Genomic DNA, 13,257 nt, shown 5'->3' with positions numbered 1-13,257 from the left:
CCCTCGGATCGAGCGGCACCGGAGCTTCCGGGCGCCGCCCATAACACGGGGACGTGCCCCGACGGCAGCCGTTTCAGGTGCGGGCGGGGTCGATGCGGTAGCGGATCGGCTTGAAGCTGTTGTTGTTGGATTGCAGGGCCGAGCAGGCGGTGAGACCGATGACGAGGTCGCATTCCGCTTCGAAGGTGACGTGATCACCGGCCCGGCTCAAGGGAGGCTCGACCTTCAGTTCGCCGGTGCCACCGTCGACGGTGACGTTCATGAACACGTTGAAGGCGACCGGAATCCGGTCCGGCACGATGCCGTAGGGAGCGAGCGCCGCCGCGAGGTTGCCGAAGCAGCCGCGATGCGGGTGGGCATCGCCATAGATGATCCGGAAGGTGTCGGCCGAGCACGGCGTGAGCAGGAAATCGTGCCGCCCCACCGTATCCTCGACGATGCGCAGGAGCACGTTCGAACGGTTCGAATAGATCGGATCGCCGGAGGTCAGATAGATCCGGCTGGCATAGTCGAGCGTCCGGCCAGACGAGATGACCTCGTCGAGATCGCCGCGTACGAAGGCCAGAAGGTCGGCCACCTGTTCGCCCTGCGGGTCGATCACCGTCAGACGCTCGCCCTTGTCGAGGGTGAAGGCTACGCCGGAGCGCGGTGCGATCTCGTGGGTCTGCGCCTCAGGCGGCATCGCGGCTCTCCCGGGGGCCGTCCTGCTTCGTTCCGTCCGGAGCCGCGCCCGATGTCTTGCGACCCTGAAAGGGGCAGACCCAGTCGGCTCCGACGACCCGGCCGCTGTACTGGCGCGCTTCCGAGGCGTCGCCGTGGCGCGCCAGCATCGGGTTGATCGATCCGGCGAGTGCCTCGTCGCGGGACAGGATGGCAGCCCGCAGTTTCTCGTAACGGCCTTCGGCCCGCAACTGCTCGAATTGAGCCCGCAGGTTGAACACGAGCACCGGGTGCGTGAAGCGCCGGGCCGGCCGGCTCGCGCCCGGATGCATGCCGACCACGAAGAAGGCTTCGCCCCCGAACGAGAGCGAGAAGTGCGGATCGTCCGGGTCGGCCTCCACGCGGCTGTCGTAGCGCTGTCCCAGGAAGGCGTCCTTGTCCGAGAGCGACTGGACCCTGTCCCAGAGATGCCGCTCGAACGCTTCCTCGTCGATCGCGTTCGGTCCCTCGAACACCACGGCGAAGCTCTGGAACAGGTCCGGCTTGTCGCGATAGCGGCAGATGAAGGCAAGCAGCGCCGGATAGAGACGCGGATCGTCCCAGCCCGAAGTGATGTTGCGGGCCACCACGATCTTCATCTGGCCCTTCGACAGGGCGGACTTGGCACCGACACAGGGGAACGGCTGGCTTCGGATGAAGTCCTGGAACGCAACGGCCAGGGGATGGTCATTGTCGTCGGAGGGAAGCTCCAGGGGCAGGCGAATGGCCGGCAGCTGACCGAAGGGAAGAGGATCGGCGAAGGCGTGGTCCATCGGGGGCAGATGCATAAGAACTCGACGCTGGAGAAACGCGGGCAATCCCCCCACAACGGCCGATCCCGGATCGAAAAATCCGGGTCGAGCCCTGTGGGGGGTGCTGGCGTGAACCGGAGGCGGGGAGGGGAGTTCCGCGAACGCGACCGGATGGCACGCGGTGTCCACAGAGTTCGGTGTCGCGGCATCAGCCCACCGCTGAGGCAACAAACCGCCCTTGAGACAAGACACCACGGACGATGCCGAAGACCGGGGGTCGAGAGGCGTGCGGGCAAACGAACCTTCTCCGGCATCAGGCATTGAACCCGCGATGCTGCGAGGCGGGCCCTGAACCCAGTGATATCGTACCGATGAACACCCCGTCCGGAACCAGCGCCCCAGATCCTTCGGAACAGGATCCTTCCGAACAAGGTCTCCCCGAAAAAAGGCCTTCGGCGAAAGGTCGGCTGGCGAAAGGCACCCTGCGGGCGCTGCGCCTGCTGGCCAAACCCGTTCGCCGGTCCCAGGGCAAGGCCGGGACTGTGATCGAGACCTATCGGGGCTACGGCTCACGCGAACAGGTCTTCCTGATCGGCCGTGTGTTTCGCCAGTCGCAGCGCGCCGGCAACGCCCCGAATGCGGGCTGGACCGCCGAACTGCGTGACATTCGGCGCCGGATCACACGCCGGAAGGTCGCCGGCGCGGTCCTGACGGCACGGTTCTTCGGCTGCGAGGAGCAGGTGGTTACCGATCGCGACGGCTATTTCCGCATCCATCTGCATCCGCGCCTGCCGGCTCCGCCAGAGGCGTCCTGGCACCCGATGGACCTCGATCTTGCCGGCCCGGTCCCGGTGCGCGCGAAAGGCCAGATCTTCATCCCGTCCGCCGAGTGCCGGCGGGTGGTGATCAGCGATATCGACGACACGATCATGCGAACCGGCGTCGCCAACAAGGCCAAGATGCTGTGGCGCCTGTTCGTCGAGGATGCCGAGAACCGGGTCGCTTTCCCGGGCGCCGCCGCCCTCTATCGCGCGCTGTATACAGGACCGTCGGGCGCCGAGGGCAATCCGATGCTGTACGTCTCGAGGGCGCCCTGGGGCATCTACGACATGCTCAGCGAGTTCTTCGCCATGCACCGGATTCCCGTCGGGCCAGTGCTGTTCCTGCGCGAATGGGGGCTGTCCTGGACGAGCCCGCTGCCGCGCCGGGCGGAGGACCACAAGCGCGATCTGATCGAGCGTATGCTGGCGCTCTACCACGACCTGCCCTTCGTGCTGATCGGCGATAGCGGCCAGCACGATCCCGAGGTCTACGCCCAGATCGTGGCGGCTCATCCCGGCCGGGTGGCGGCGGTCTATATCCGCAACGTCTCGCGGGATGCCGAGCGCCTCGACGAAATCGCCCGGCTGGCCGAGGTGGTCGAGGCGGCCGGCAGCAGCCTTGTGCTGGCCGCTGACAGCCTCGCAATGGCCGAGCACGCCGCCGAGCGCGGGCTGATCGGCCGAGACGCCGTCGATGAAGTCCTGCGCGAATGGAGCGCCGACGGGACGGTCCCACAGACGCGCCGCCATGCCGGCCGCCTGCGCGCTCGCGCTCTCCGAAAGATTCTCGGCGGGGCCGGAGCGACGCCCCCGAACCTCGTCGTCGAGCCCGGCCGGTCCGATCCGCCGGCCTGAGAGCGGGGCGTTCTCGGCTATTGTGCAGAGGTTCCAAGCGGGATCATCATCGCCGCCCCGGCCCACCGCTCTCGACGTTCTCGATCATCCGGTAGGACCGGTCGTCGCCATGTCGCTCGATCACCATCCAGCACATTCACGCCTCGGCGGCGGATCACAGCCCGACGATCAATCCGTTCATTGCCATGTCGGTGATCTCCGACAGGAGTGAGCCCAAAGCCGAAAGCCGCCGGATGACTCCGCCCGCGCCCATCGTCACGCTCTCAGCCAACCTTCTGGCCGATCTGCCTGATGCTCGGTCGGGCGAGGTCTTCACCGAATTCCTCGCGCGTCCCGGATGCCGGATCGAACGGATCGTCTCCCAGGGCCAGGTCACGCCGCTGGATCAACCCTATCGGCAGGACCATGACGAGTGGGTGCTGCTCCTGGCGGGCGCGGCGCGGGTGGCCATGGGGGACGCGGAGACCGTTTGGTGCCCGGCGATCCCCTGTTCATCCCGGCCGGTACCACCCATCGGGTCACCTTCACCGATCCGGACCGGCCCACCATCTGGCTCGCGATCCATCTCGGCGAAACGGGGATGCCGATCGGGACCTGAGCCGGGCCGGCCGAGGTCTCAGATCGCCGCCGCCGGATCGCCGCCGAGGGGATTGCCGGCATCCTCGTTGCGCGTATCCCCGTCACGCATATCCGCGGCGTGCCGATCCCGGCGCGTGCGGCTGCCGCGATCGAGCAGCGAGCGGCCCAGTGCCCGGAAGGGCGCGGTGAGGCGGCGCGCATCGTCGGCTCGCTCCATGAAACGCTCGCCGTTGCGGATTTCCTTGTCGAGGCGCGCCATGGTGCGGGCCAGCGCCGGATCCTCGTCGTCGAGCCAGACCTCCACCGTGCGGGCGAAGGCGATGACCACGCCCTGGAGCTTGAGGCGGCCGAGTGGCCCCTCGGTGTTGATGCCCGCGGCGGCCAGCATGAAGCGGTGCGAGTTCAGCGCGACCCCGTTCAGGGCCAGCATGGAAAGCGGGTCGCCGCGCAGGGCGTAGGAAATCCGGCGCAGGGCCTCCTTGTAGGGCGTCATCGCGTCGAGACGGCGCATCAGCACATCGAACAGGCGTTCGCGGGTCGGTTCGTCGGCGAGATCGGTCGTGTCGCCCTCCAGCACCTTGCGATCGATGATGCGGGACAGGCCTCCGAGTACCGCGCCCTTAGAGGGGAACAGATCGCGGAACTCGGCCAGGCTCAGGCCGGCCTCCCGGGCGATGTCGCCGACCTCGATGTCGTTCCAGGGCTGCTCGGCCGCGAGCCGCATCAGCGCCTCGACGGCGGCCTCGCGCGGTGGACGCTTCGGCTCGGCTGGCGCCGCCGCGTCGGTGGACCGGGTCTCGGTCTCGGGCATCTCGGTCTCGGGCATCTCGGTATCGGGCATCTCGGTATCGGGCTTGGGAGAGCCGGGGCGTTTAGCCATGGTCGTACGATCCTCGTCCAATCAGACCCTGATGTAGGGTGGCGGAGCCGGATCGTCAGGTCCGTCTCAGCCAGCGAGGGCACCGGCGCGGCGCCGCGCCGCGTCCACTGCCTCGCGCATCAGGTCCGGCAGGCCACCGGGACGCATCAGCACGGCCAACGCCTCGGCGGTGGTCCCGCCCGGCGAGGTCACGTCCTGGCGCAGGGCGCCGGCCTCGCGGGGATTGGACTCGAGCAGAGCCCCGGCCCCCGAGACGGTGGACCGGGCGAGCCGCGCGGCCATGTCGGCCGGCAGGCCGGCGGCCACGCCCGCCTGCGCCATGACCTCGGCCAGGAGGAAGACGTAGGCAGGTCCGGAGCCCGACACGGCTGTCAACGCGTCGATGAGGGCCTCGTCGTCGAGCCATTCCACCAGACCGACGCTGGCGAGAAGTGCCTGCGCCTGCGCCCGCTGCTGCGCGCTGACGGCGGTGCTGGCCACGGCGCCGGTCGCGCCTCGGCCGATGCTGGCCGGCAGGTTCGGCATCGCCCGTACAATGGCGCGGGCGCCGGGCAGGCGGTCGCGCAGGTTGGTAAGGGTCTTACCCGCCAGGATCGACACCACCAGGGTGTCCGGCCCGATCAGCGGCGCGAGACCGGCGGCTGCGCCCTCCAGGCCCTGCGGCTTCATGGCGAGCACCAGCGCCTCGGAGACCGGCGGCTCGGCCGGATTCAGACCCAGCCCCCGCGCGGCGCAGAGCACTCGAATCTCCGGCGGGGCCTGCGGATCGATGATCGTGGTTCGACGCGGGTCGAGGCCGCCCGCGAGCCAGCCGGCCAGCATGGCGCCCCCCATCTTCCCGGCCCCCACGAGGGTGAGCGACCGGGGCAGTGCGGCGTCAGGCGCAGCGGTGTCGGGACGGGAATTTGCGCTCACGCCTCGCCTTCGGTCTCGAACAGCACCGCATCGAGGGCCTCGCGGGCCGACTTGCCGGCCCAGAGCACGAACTGGAAGGCTTGGTAGTAGCGCTCACAGGCGTCGACAGCGGATTTCAGCATCATGGTGCACTGACCCTGCGTGGGGGCGGCGCCCCCGGTGAGGAGCAGCGAGTGGCGGAACATCACCACGTTGTCCGTCGACCACAGGTCGAAATGCCCGACCCACAATTGCTCGTTGACCAGGGAGACCAGGGTCAGGATTTCGGTGCGGCGGCGCTCCGGGACCTTCAGGTCGAAGGCGGAGGCGACGTGCAGCGCCTCCACGTCTTCGATCCAGGTGAACGCCACATGGTAGTCGGCCCAGCGCCCGGCGACGGAAACAGACATCTCGTCGGTCTCGGCCCGGTCGAAGATCCAGTCGCGCAGCGACGCGAGGCGCTCGACGATGTCGAGGGGATGCTCGTGCCGATCGTGATCTTCGATGTGGAGTTGGGTCATGGCGGTCCAATATGTCGATCTGGGCGAAGATCGGCGAAGTCGTTGTGAAACTCACGCCAGAGGCCGGCACCGCCCGGAGCCCGATTTGCACCTGACACACCCGGTCGGGGTGCGGCAGGCGCGGATTCTGTTCGGTTCAGGGTGGTTCGGGTCGGGAGCGAATCAGGTCATGACCCACTATAGACCGGGCTGGACTCGCGTTTCAAAGCGGCCCGGGAAGCCGGTGAACAGGAAAGCGACCGTCCACCGTTCCTTCCTGTGTACAAGCGTGACGGCGACCGAAGGGGCGCGAATCAACCTGGAATCAGATGGCCTCGCTGGCTCCGGCCACCGGCTCGGCGCCGACCTTTGCCTCGAGGGCGGTAATCCGGGCGGCCAGGGCGTCGTTCTGGCTGCGCAGTGCCGAGACGAGGTCGCGCAGGACGTCGAGTTCCTCTCGCGACGCGATGTCCATGTCGCGGATCAGGCGCTCGACCTGGGCCTTGAACACCGTCTCCGCCTCGCGGCGCACGCCCTGGGCGGCTCCGGCGGCGTCGGTCATCAGGCGGGCGAAATCGTCGAACAGCCGGTTCGAGCCTTGCATCGTCGTCTCCCGAAGCTTTGAGGTCACCATCCGTCCGTGACGGCCACGAGACCGGCGCCTGTGGGCACCGACATAAGAATCGGCGGGTCTCCCGGCAATGAGTTTCCCGGCACTGCCGGTTCGGGCCCCGACGAGGCCCGACGCCCGGTTTGGGCGGCCGGGCGCTCCGAAACAGCCATTTACAAATCCCCGCCGCGCCGGGCCTTCGGGGGCGGTGCGCGGCGGTGCATACTCGCGAGCCGACAAATCCGCCCGGGTGCGGAGACCGCCGCGACGCTCGGGACCCTGACGCCGATGACCACGACCCAGCCGCATATCCTCCTCGTGGAGGATGACCGCGAGATCAGCGCCCTGGTGGCGCGCTACCTGCGGGCCAACGAGTGCCGGGTCAGTCTCGCGGGCGACGGGGCCGCCATGGACAAGGTGCTGGCCGATGCCCGCGTCGACCTCGTCGTGCTCGACCTGATGCTCCCCGGCGAGGACGGCCTGAGCCTGTGCCGCCGCCTGCGGGCCGCCTCCCGCATTCCGATCCTGATGCTCACCGCCAAGGCCGAGGAGATCGATCGGATCATCGGGCTCGAGATCGGCGCCGACGACTATCTCGGCAAGCCGTTCAATCCGCGCGAACTCCTGGCGCGCATCCGCGCCATCCTGCGGCGCGGCTCCGCGGCGGAGGCGGAAACCGAGGAGGGCGTGCGGCGCCTGCACTTCCTCGGCTGGACCCTCGACATCTCCCTGCGCCAACTCCTCAGCCCCGAGGAGGCCCGCATCGCCATCACGGGCGCGGAGTTCGACCTGCTTCACGCCCTCTGTCTGCGCCCCGGCAGGGTGCTGTCCCGCGACCAGCTTCTCGACCTGACGCAGGGTCGCGCGGCCGGCCCCTTCGAGCGCAGCATCGACGTCCTGATCAGCCGCATCCGTCAGAAGATCGAGCCGGATCCGCGCAACCCGGAGATCATCCGCACCATCCGCTCCGGCGGCTACCTCTTCACGCCCGAGGTGACGCGCACATGAGGGCGCCCTGGACCCGCCTGCGCACTCTGGTGCCGTCGAGCGTCGCCGGACAGATCGCCCTGCTCATCGTCGCCGCCGTGGTTCTGGCGCACGCGATGGCGACGCTGGCGTTCTTCACCCTGCGCGAGCCCTGGCGGCCCGACGATCATCCCGGCGTGGCCGCAACCCGCCTCGCGACGGTCGCCCGTCTCCTCGACGGCGCCGCCCCTGCCGACCGCCCGGCGCTGCTGGCCAACGCGGCCCGGATGTTGCCGACCCTCCGTATCGAGCCCTGGGATGGCACCGGCCCGGAGACCGGTCGTTCCGAAGCGACGGGCGGCGACCGTCTTGGTGACCGTCTTGGCGACCGTCTTGGTGACCGGCCTGGCGACCGCCTTGGCGACCATTCCATGGTCCAGCGCCTGCGCGACGGCTTCGGCCGCCCCCTCGGCATCACCGACCTGTGGGCTGATCGGCGTCCGGCCGATGCGCCGGCGGGCGTCCGCGTCGGCCTCGTCACGCCCGCCGGTGCCCGCCTCTCCGCCCTGGTGCCGGACGACGACCGGCCGCCGATGCGGCAGGGGGCCATCATCTTCACCTTCGTGTTCCTGGCCGTCGCCGTCTCGCTGATCTCGCTGTGGGCGACGCGGGCACTCACGGCTCCCCTGGCCCGCCTCGCCGAGGCGGCGGACGCCTTCGGCACCCGCATGAACCTTGTGGACCTGCCCGAGAACGGCCCGCGCGAGGTCGTCACGCTGTCCCGCGCCCTCGATCGGATGCGGGCTCGCGTGCGACGCCTCGTCGACGACCGGACCCAGATGCTCGCTGCCATCAGCCACGATCTCCGCACGCCGATCACCCGCCTGCGCCTGCGTGCCGAGTTCATCGAGGACGACCACGCCCGGAGCATGACCCTGCGCGACCTCGACCAGATGAATGGGCTGGTGGAGGCGGCCCTCTCCTTCGTGCGCGACGGACAGAGCCCCGGCGGAGGGGCGCGCATCCTGGTCGACCTCGCCTCCATCGTGCAGACCGTCGCCGACGAGTTCGCGGATATCGGCGCCGATGTCCGGGTCGACGAGACCCGTCACGTGCTGGTCCAGGGGCGCCCGGACGAGCTTCAGCGCGCGATCGTGAACCTCGTGGACAACGCGGTGAAGTATGGCGGCGCGGCGCGGCTCACGGTGACGCAGACCGAGCGGGGCATCGCCGTCGACATCAGCGACGACGGTCCGGGCATCCCGGAATCCGAGCGGGACGCCATGCTCCAGCCCTTCGTCCGCGGCGACCGGGCCCGCAACCTCGACACCGCCAGCGGCTTCGGCCTCGGGCTGTCGATCGTTCTCGCCATCGTGGATTCGCACGAAGGGCGCTTCACCCTGCGCAACCGGACCCCGCGCGGCCTGACCGCCCGGATCGAGCTGCCGCGCGCCGCCGCGGCCTCCCCTTCGAACTCCCCGGCAGAGGCCGCCCACCGCGCCGCCGCCGAATGAGTACCGCCCGCCGGCCGTGAGGGCGCGAAAAAGGCCCGAACCACGCGGGCCGGGCCTTCGAACGGGACTCGTCGGAAAGTCGGGCGCTCGCGCGCCCGATCATGCCAAGTCGTCAGGCGATCAGCAGCGCGGGCCGCCGGAGGTCTGGCCGTATTGCTGGACCGGAAAGTTCTGCTGGTTGGCGTTGCCTTCGGCGGCCGAGCTCTCGGCGCAGCGGCCGGTCGCCGGGACATCGTAGGAGCGGATGGAGCCCGTCGTGATGTCGTCGTAGCGCGACGCGGGCACCTCGCCATAGGCCGGGGCGGCGCGGTCGAACGCGAAGCTTCCGGTCGCCGGAGCCGCGATGGCAAGAACCGAAGCGACAACGAGGGCGGAAAGACGGGTTTTCATCTGGCCAGATCACTCCTACGTGAGACGAAGACTTTCGTTGTTCTCGTCTCGACTGCGATGAGAGTGATATAGGGATCGTCTTGGCAGGTTGACGTGTCGCTTCGCACCTGGCGTCCGGCGGGGGTCGCACGGTCCATCTCGGCGCGCGAGCGGGTTCGTGCAGGCGCCCTCAGAACTCCATGTCGAGTTCCTCGATCTCGTCGGGCTCGCGCGCCGCCGCCTCGGCCCATTCCTCCATCAGGGGCCACATGAGGATGGTGTCGCGATAGGCGGCGGTCCGGCCCGAGAGGGGGACATCGTAAGTGCGGAAGCGCGTGCAGACGGGGGCGAACATCGCGTCGGCGAGGCTGGGGGTCGCACCGAACAGGAACGGGCCCTCGTAGCGGTCGAGGCACTCGTCCACGATGGTGATGACGCGCTCGATATCGCCCCGGGCGCCATTGAAGATCCTGAAGTTGGGATGGCGGCCCTTCAGGTTCATCGGAAGCGCCGAGCGCAGGTTGATGAAGCCGCCATGCATCTCGCCCGAGATCGAGCGGCAATGGGCACGCGCCACGTCGTTCCTTGGCAGGAACCCGGCCTCGGGCCGGATCTCGTTGAGATACTGCGCGATCGCGAGGGTATCCCAGACGATGATTTCGCCATGGACGAGGCGGGGAACCAGGAAGGAGGGCGACAGGTGCAGAAGCTCGGCGCGGGTCGAGGCGTCGTTTCCGGAAAGCAACTCCGTCTCGAAGTCGATCCCGGCCATCCGGCAGACCAACCAGCCGCGCAGCGACCACGACGAATAATTCCGGCTCGAAATGGTCAGCGTGGCCGCAGGCATCGTCGTGTCCCCCCTGATGTTTCCTCGCCGACACGTGATCCAAGACTCGTGCCGCCGCGATCCACCGACAGGCACGATGGTTCCGGTCGTGCCGCGGCGTCGCTGGCCGTCAGCGGAGCCTTTTCCCAACGTGTAGGTTGTCCTTTCACAGTCACGACCGGCGGCGACCTCATGTTCACCTGTTATTCCGAAGCGACGCGCGACACTTCTCCGGTGATGCATACGCACAACAACCGCAGGATATCACACGTTAAGGCCGTTGCGTCCGGGGCCGGGGTGCCGCAGCCTAGCGCCCCATCGTCGGCGGCTCTTCCGCCGCGCCCGCTTGCCGCGGACGTTCTGCGATTCGACCGTTCGCGTAGGAGTTCGGGCTGCATGCTGTATCGTGCCTTTGATGCCCAGTCGGATCTGGCTGAGCAGACGCGCGCCTGGGGACGTCTCGTCCACGACGCCGTCTCGCCCTGGACCGCCGCCGGCTACAAGGAGCCGCTGACCTGGTGGTCGGCCGGTGCCCGGATGATGATGCGGGCCGGCCTCACCTTCGCGCGACCCGCCTACGGGATCGACAGCGTGACAGTAGGCAACCGCGAGGTGCCGGTGACCGAAGAGGTCGCGTTCGCCACCCCGTTCGGAACCCTGCTGCGCTTCAAGAAGGACGTGGAAACCGAGCAGCCGCGCGTGCTCGTGGTGGCGCCCCTGTCCGGGCATTTCGCGACGCTGCTGCGCGGTACGGTCCGCACCCTGCTGCCCGATCACGACGTCTACATCACCGACTGGCACAACGCCCGCGACGTGCCGCTCTCCGCCGGTGCCTTCGGGTTCGACGATTACGTCGACCATCTGGTGCAGTTCCTCGGGGCGATTGGTGAGGGGGCCCACCTCGTCGCCGTGTGCCAGCCGGCGGTGCAGGCGCTGGCCGCCGCTGCGGTGATGGCCCACACGAAGGACGTGGCGCAGCCGCGCAGCATGACGCTGATGGCCGGCCCAGTCGATTGTCGGATCTCGCCGACCTCGGTAAACCACCTCGCGACCTCGAAGCCGATCGCGTGGTTCGAGAAGAACCTCATCGCCACGGTTCCCGATCGTCACAAGGGCGCCGGACGGCGGGTCTATCCCGGCTTCATGCAGGTCTCGGCCTTCGTGTCCATGAACGCCAAGCGCCACATGCAGGGGCACGCGGACCTGTTCTGGCACCTCGCCAACGGGGAAACCGAAAAGGCGCGCCAGATCGAGGGCTTCTACGACGAATATTTCGCCGTGCTCGATCTCGCGGCCGAGTTCTACATCGAGACGGTCAAGACCGTGTTCCAGGATTATACCCTGGCCAAGAACGAGCTGACCTATCGGGGCAATCCGATCGACATGGGCGCCATCCGCAGAACCGCGCTGATGACGGTCGAGGGCGAGCGCGACGACATCTGCGCAGTGGGCCAGACCATGGCGGCGCACGACCTGTGCACCAGCCTGCCGCACCACATGAAGAGCCACCATCTCCAGGCCGGCGTCGGGCATTACGGTGTTTTCTCGGGCCGCAAGTGGGAGAGCCAGACCTACCCGCTGGTGCGCAACTTCATCCAGTCGCACAACTAACTGAGCCCAAGGCATCCCGGATCGCGCCGGAATCTGTCCGGCAGACGTGCTGGCTCGCGGTTTCCGTCATGCGCGCCGGACCGCGGCCGTATCGCACGGGATGAGCCGATCGACCGACCTGTCCCGGGGCGTTTCATCGATTCTTCTCCGTGATCGGAGGTTAGTGCCGGCACATCGCCCGAACACAATGTATCGGAAGACGATGGCAAGTTTCCTCCCTTATCAGCGGAACTCTGGTCGTCGCATCGGTGGGACCGGGTTCCGGATGAGACGCGCCCATGCTGACACGAATGCTGACGTTTGTTCTGCTGGCCTCGTTCACCCTGCCGGCAGAGGCCAAGACTTACGCGCTTCCTGCCAAAAGCCCGGCCATAACGCTGACGATTCCTGATAATTGGAACGTCACTGCAGAGCAAAACGAGATCAATTCTGTCGCCTCGGACGGCTACCTGGTCGTCAACGTGGCTTATGGCGACCGATCGGATCTTGAAAACCTGATCAAGGAAACCAGGGCCTACCTGAAGAAGGGCAAGGTCGACCTGAGCGTCAAGCCGGTTGCGGTCACCCTGGATGTCGGCGGCACCCCGGCCCAGGTCCAGCGCTACACCACCACCGCCGGTTCCGAGAAAACCATCGTGGATTTCGTCACCGTCGAAGCGAGCCGCGACCGCGTCGTGCTGATCACCATCTGGGGCACAAAGGACGAGCGGACGGCGAATGAGGCCACTCTGCCGGCGGTCATGAACAGCATCAAGCTCCCGGCCGATTCCGGTTCAGCCCCGTCGAGCTTCTGGTCGGGCGGCGCCGCGCCGATGGCCGAGGCCCCGAGGACGGTGGACCATTCAACGAATACTGCGAGTGAGGTTTTGTGCGGCGTGCCGAAGGCCCCGACACCCCTGCGCGTGCCCCGGAACCTGTTCGTCACCGAGACTGCGCCGGGCTTCGGATCGTACACCTCTCTGACCTCGAACACGTTCCGGAAGGACGAGCGGATCTTCACCTATCTCGAGGCCACCGGCGCGACGTTGGTACCCGTCGAGGGGGACAAGCGGCGCTTCGGCTACATCGTTGACGTAGATGTCCGGAACCCGGAGGGCGATATCCTCTGGGGCAAGAAGGGCGCCATCGACAAGGATCTGGTGGTCGACGCGCGTGACCTCCTCAACGGCCAACCGAAGTTCTTCATCAACTACGATCTGGCGATCTCGGGTCTTCCGCCGGGCGCCTACATCCTCGGCTTCAGCGCCCGAGACAAGCGTTCCGACCGTTCCGTGTCCACCGAGCAGAGTTTCGTCGTGACACCTTAAGCCGGCCGAACGGGGAAGCCGGCGGTGGGCGATCCCGTTCAGGCAAGTGCGAGCACTTGGAGGCTCGCCGGAGG

At 67.9% G+C, this 13,257-nt stretch carries 14 protein-coding genes; 6 read left to right on the top strand and 8 right to left on the bottom strand.

The features are described from left to right. Nucleotides 1-73: 73 nt before the first annotated feature. Entirely contained in the window at nt 74-682 is a 609-nt protein-coding gene (locus ACV7NL_RS02160) for a DUF1989 domain-containing protein (protein ID WP_247637040.1), read from the bottom strand. After that, nucleotides 672-1,412 (bottom strand): guanitoxin biosynthesis heme-dependent pre-guanitoxin N-hydroxylase GntA, encoded by a 741-nt coding sequence (gntA, locus tag ACV7NL_RS02155; protein ID WP_056485985.1) that lies wholly within the window; start codon nt 1,410-1,412, stop codon nt 672-674. The genes ACV7NL_RS02160 and gntA overlap by 11 nt, the downstream gene beginning before the upstream one ends. A gap of 299 nt (nt 1,413-1,711) precedes the next feature. Between gntA and ACV7NL_RS02150 the strand changes: the two genes are divergently transcribed. Together ACV7NL_RS02150 and ACV7NL_RS02145 are read left to right on the top strand one after the other, a co-directional pair. Continuing rightward, nucleotides 1,712-3,127 carry an App1 family protein gene (locus ACV7NL_RS02150; RefSeq protein WP_463354790.1) on the top strand — a complete coding sequence of 472 codons (1,416 nt, stop codon included), beginning with the start codon at nt 1,712-1,714 and terminating at the stop codon, nt 3,125-3,127. Nucleotides 3,128-3,599: 472 nt separating this feature from the next. Then, a complete protein-coding gene (locus ACV7NL_RS02145; RefSeq protein ID WP_280138766.1) occupies nt 3,600-3,725 on the top strand; it encodes a cupin domain-containing protein in 126 nt (41 codons plus the stop codon). An 18-nt stretch (nt 3,726-3,743) separates the two neighbouring features. On the opposite strand, the gene ACV7NL_RS02140 is transcribed toward ACV7NL_RS02145, so the two are convergent. From ACV7NL_RS02140 to ACV7NL_RS02125, 4 genes are all read right to left on the bottom strand, one after another. After that, entirely contained in the window at nt 3,744-4,517 is a 774-nt protein-coding gene (locus tag ACV7NL_RS02140; protein ID WP_244477014.1) for a TetR/AcrR family transcriptional regulator, read from the bottom strand. Nucleotides 4,518-4,652: 135 nt separating this feature from the next. Then, nucleotides 4,653-5,501 carry a pyrroline-5-carboxylate reductase gene (gene proC / locus ACV7NL_RS02135; RefSeq protein WP_056484959.1) on the bottom strand — a complete coding sequence of 283 codons (849 nt, stop codon included), beginning with the start codon at nt 5,499-5,501 and terminating at the stop codon, nt 4,653-4,655. Continuing rightward, complete coding sequence (locus ACV7NL_RS02130) at nt 5,498-6,001, bottom strand: type III secretion system chaperone family protein (protein WP_055957499.1); 504 nt, start codon at nt 5,999-6,001, stop codon at nt 5,498-5,500. The genes proC and ACV7NL_RS02130 overlap by 4 nt, the downstream gene beginning before the upstream one ends. Nucleotides 6,002-6,305: 304 nt before the next feature. Then, a complete protein-coding gene (locus ACV7NL_RS02125) occupies nt 6,306-6,584 on the bottom strand; it encodes an accessory factor UbiK family protein (RefSeq protein ID WP_056484957.1) in 279 nt (92 codons plus the stop codon). Between the two features lie 294 nt (nt 6,585-6,878). Here ACV7NL_RS02125 and ACV7NL_RS02120 point away from each other — a divergent pair, with 294 nt between their 5' ends. Continuing rightward, nucleotides 6,879-7,598, top strand: a complete 720-nt coding sequence (locus ACV7NL_RS02120) for a response regulator (protein ID WP_056484955.1) — start codon at nt 6,879-6,881, stop codon at nt 7,596-7,598. Continuing rightward, the gene (locus ACV7NL_RS02115; RefSeq protein WP_463354789.1) at nt 7,595-9,070 is read left to right on the top strand and encodes an ATP-binding protein; all 1,476 of its coding nucleotides are present in this window, start codon (nt 7,595-7,597) and stop codon (nt 9,068-9,070) included. The genes ACV7NL_RS02120 and ACV7NL_RS02115 overlap by 4 nt, the downstream gene beginning before the upstream one ends. 120 nt (nt 9,071-9,190) lie before the next feature. On the opposite strand, the gene ACV7NL_RS02110 is transcribed toward ACV7NL_RS02115, so the two are convergent. Together ACV7NL_RS02110 and ACV7NL_RS02105 are read right to left on the bottom strand one after the other, a co-directional pair. Further along, a complete protein-coding gene (locus ACV7NL_RS02110) occupies nt 9,191-9,460 on the bottom strand; it encodes a hypothetical protein (RefSeq protein WP_056484950.1) in 270 nt (89 codons plus the stop codon). Nucleotides 9,461-9,629: 169 nt separating this feature from the next. Beyond that, a complete protein-coding gene (locus ACV7NL_RS02105) occupies nt 9,630-10,286 on the bottom strand; it encodes a glutathione S-transferase family protein (RefSeq protein WP_463354788.1) in 657 nt (218 codons plus the stop codon). 375 nt (nt 10,287-10,661) lie between these two features. Here ACV7NL_RS02105 and ACV7NL_RS02100 point away from each other — a divergent pair, with 375 nt between their 5' ends. Together ACV7NL_RS02100 and ACV7NL_RS02095 are read left to right on the top strand one after the other, a co-directional pair. Further along, entirely contained in the window at nt 10,662-11,876 is a 1,215-nt protein-coding gene (locus ACV7NL_RS02100) for a polyhydroxyalkanoate depolymerase (protein WP_056181504.1), read from the top strand. Nucleotides 11,877-12,154: 278 nt separating this feature from the next. Further along, nucleotides 12,155-13,183, top strand: a complete 1,029-nt coding sequence (locus tag ACV7NL_RS02095; RefSeq protein ID WP_463354787.1) for a hypothetical protein — start codon at nt 12,155-12,157, stop codon at nt 13,181-13,183. Nucleotides 13,184-13,257: the final 74 nt, after the last annotated feature.

Source organism: Methylobacterium sp. Ger2507 (genome assembly GCF_055231875.1).
This window is presented reverse-complemented; position numbering and strand designations above follow the sequence as displayed.